This window comes from Ornithinibacter sp. (genome assembly GCF_035443565.1).
Taxonomy (GTDB): domain Bacteria; phylum Actinomycetota; class Actinomycetes; order Actinomycetales; family Dermatophilaceae; genus Fodinibacter.
In genome coordinates, this window is record NZ_DAORSO010000150.1 from 1 (window position 1) to 1,835 (window position 1,835).

The following is a 1,835-nucleotide window of genomic DNA, read 5'->3' on the forward strand; positions in this document are numbered from 1 at the left end:
GCAGCTTCCGGGAGGCCTACGGTGAGACGCCCTACGCGCACCTGATGACCCGCCGTGTCGAGCGGGCGGCCTGGCTGCTGCGGCAGGGGGGCCTGTCGATCACCGAGGTGTGCATGGAGGTGGGGTGCACCTCGCTCGGCTCGTTCAGTTCACGGTTCACCGAGCTCATGGGGGAGACCCCGAGCGCGTACCGGGCACGGTCGCACGACGAGCGCGCCGGCATCCCCGCGTGCGTCGCCAAGCAGGTCGACCGGCCCACCCGGAACCGCTCAGGATCGGAGAAGCGCGCGGTCGGCCCCGGTGCCTAACCTCGACGGCATGGACACCACGACGTCTCCCACGACACCAAACGCCTCCGCCACCGCGTCCCTCGCCGTCGCCAACTGCTTCCTCGTCGTCGACGACCACGAGAAGGCGCTGGCGTTCTACCGCGACGTGCTCGGCTTCACCGTCACCAAGGACGTCAGCATGGGCGACTTCCGGTGGCTCAGCGTGGCGCCTCCGACGCAGCCCGAGCTCGAGATCACCATCCAGTCGGTCGGCGGTGGCCCCGGGGTCAGTGAGGAGGACCGTGCCGCGATCGACTCCTTGCTCGCCAAGGGGCTGCTGACGCCGCTCATCTTCCGCTGCGACGACGTCGACGCACTGTTCGAGCACGTGCAGGCGTCCGGCCGGGCCGAGGTGCTCCAGGAACCGGCCGATCAGTTCTACGGCGTGCGTGACTGCGCCTTCCGCGACCCGGCCGGCAACATGCTCCGCTTCAACGCCGCGCTGCCGGCGAAGGGCTGACGCCGAGCGCCCCGGCGCGGGGTCAGGCGTCGGGGTAGCCGTGCGGGTTCTGCGACTGCCAGCGCCAGGTGTCGACGCACATGTCGTCCACGGTGCGGGTCGCGCGCCAGCCGAGCTCGGCCTCGGCGCGGGTGGCGTCGGCGTACGACGCAGCCACGTCACCGGGGCGGCGGTCGACGATCTCGTAGGGCAGGTCGTGACCGCACGCCCGCGAGAAGGCCGCGACGAGCTCGAGCACCGACGTCCCGTGGCCGGTCCCGAGGTTCCACGTCGAGACGGCGTCGTCCACGGCATCCAGCCTGGTGAGCGCGGCGATGTGCCCGGCGGCGAGGTCCTCGACGTGGATGTAGTCGCGCACCCCCGTGCCGTCGGGGGTCGGGTAGTCACCGCCGAAGACCGACAGCTTCTCGCGGCGCCCGACAGCCACCTGGGCCAGGTAGGGCATGAGGTTGTTCGGGATGTCGGACGGGTCCTCGCCGATGGTCCCCGACGCGTGTGCCCCGACCGGGTTGAAGTAGCGCAGCAGGGCGATCCGCCACGTCGGGTCGGAGAAGGCGACGTCGCGCAGGATCTGCTCCTGCATGACCTTGGTCCAGCCGTACGGGTTGGTCGCCGAGGTCGGCAGGTCCTCACGCATCGGCACGGGGGCGTCGGCGCCGTAGACCGTGGCCGAGGACGAGAAGACCAGCTTGGTCACCCCGTGCCGGCGCATGGCGCGCACCAGCGAGAACGTGCTGCCGAGGTTGTTCTCGTAGTACTCCAGCGGCTTGGCCACGCTCTCACCGACCGCCTTGAACCCCGCGAAGTGGATGACGGCGTCGATCCGGTCGTTCGCGAACAGGTGCTCGGTCTTGTCGTGGTCGGTGAGGTCGAACGAGTGCACCTCGAGCGGCTTGCCGGTCAAGGCCTCGAGCCGGCCGACCACCGCGGGTTTGGCGTTGGCGAAGGAGTCGACGACGACGACGTCGTGGCCCGCCGCGACGAGCTGGACGACCGTGTGGGACCCGATGTAGCCGGCACCGCCGGAGACGAGGACGCGCATGGCG

3 protein-coding genes are annotated in these 1,835 nt (G+C 70.6%); 2 read left to right on the forward strand and 1 reads right to left on the reverse strand.

Features of this window, described 5'->3' with window-relative positions; genetic code table 11:
• Positions 1–308 (forward strand): helix-turn-helix transcriptional regulator (locus PLL68_RS12155; protein WP_324534438.1); only part of this gene is annotated, 308 nt, incomplete at its 5' end.
• Between the two features lie 10 nt (positions 309–318).
• A complete protein-coding gene (locus PLL68_RS12160; RefSeq protein WP_324534440.1) occupies positions 319–789 on the forward strand; it encodes a VOC family protein in 471 nt (156 codons plus the stop codon).
• Between the two features lie 22 nt (positions 790–811).
• Here the strand turns inward: PLL68_RS12160 and galE are convergent, their stop codons facing one another.
• Positions 812–1,831 carry a UDP-glucose 4-epimerase GalE gene (gene galE / locus PLL68_RS12165; protein ID WP_324534450.1) on the reverse strand — a complete coding sequence of 340 codons (1,020 nt, stop codon included), beginning with the start codon at positions 1,829–1,831 and terminating at the stop codon, positions 812–814.
• Positions 1,832–1,835 lie beyond the last annotated feature (4 nt).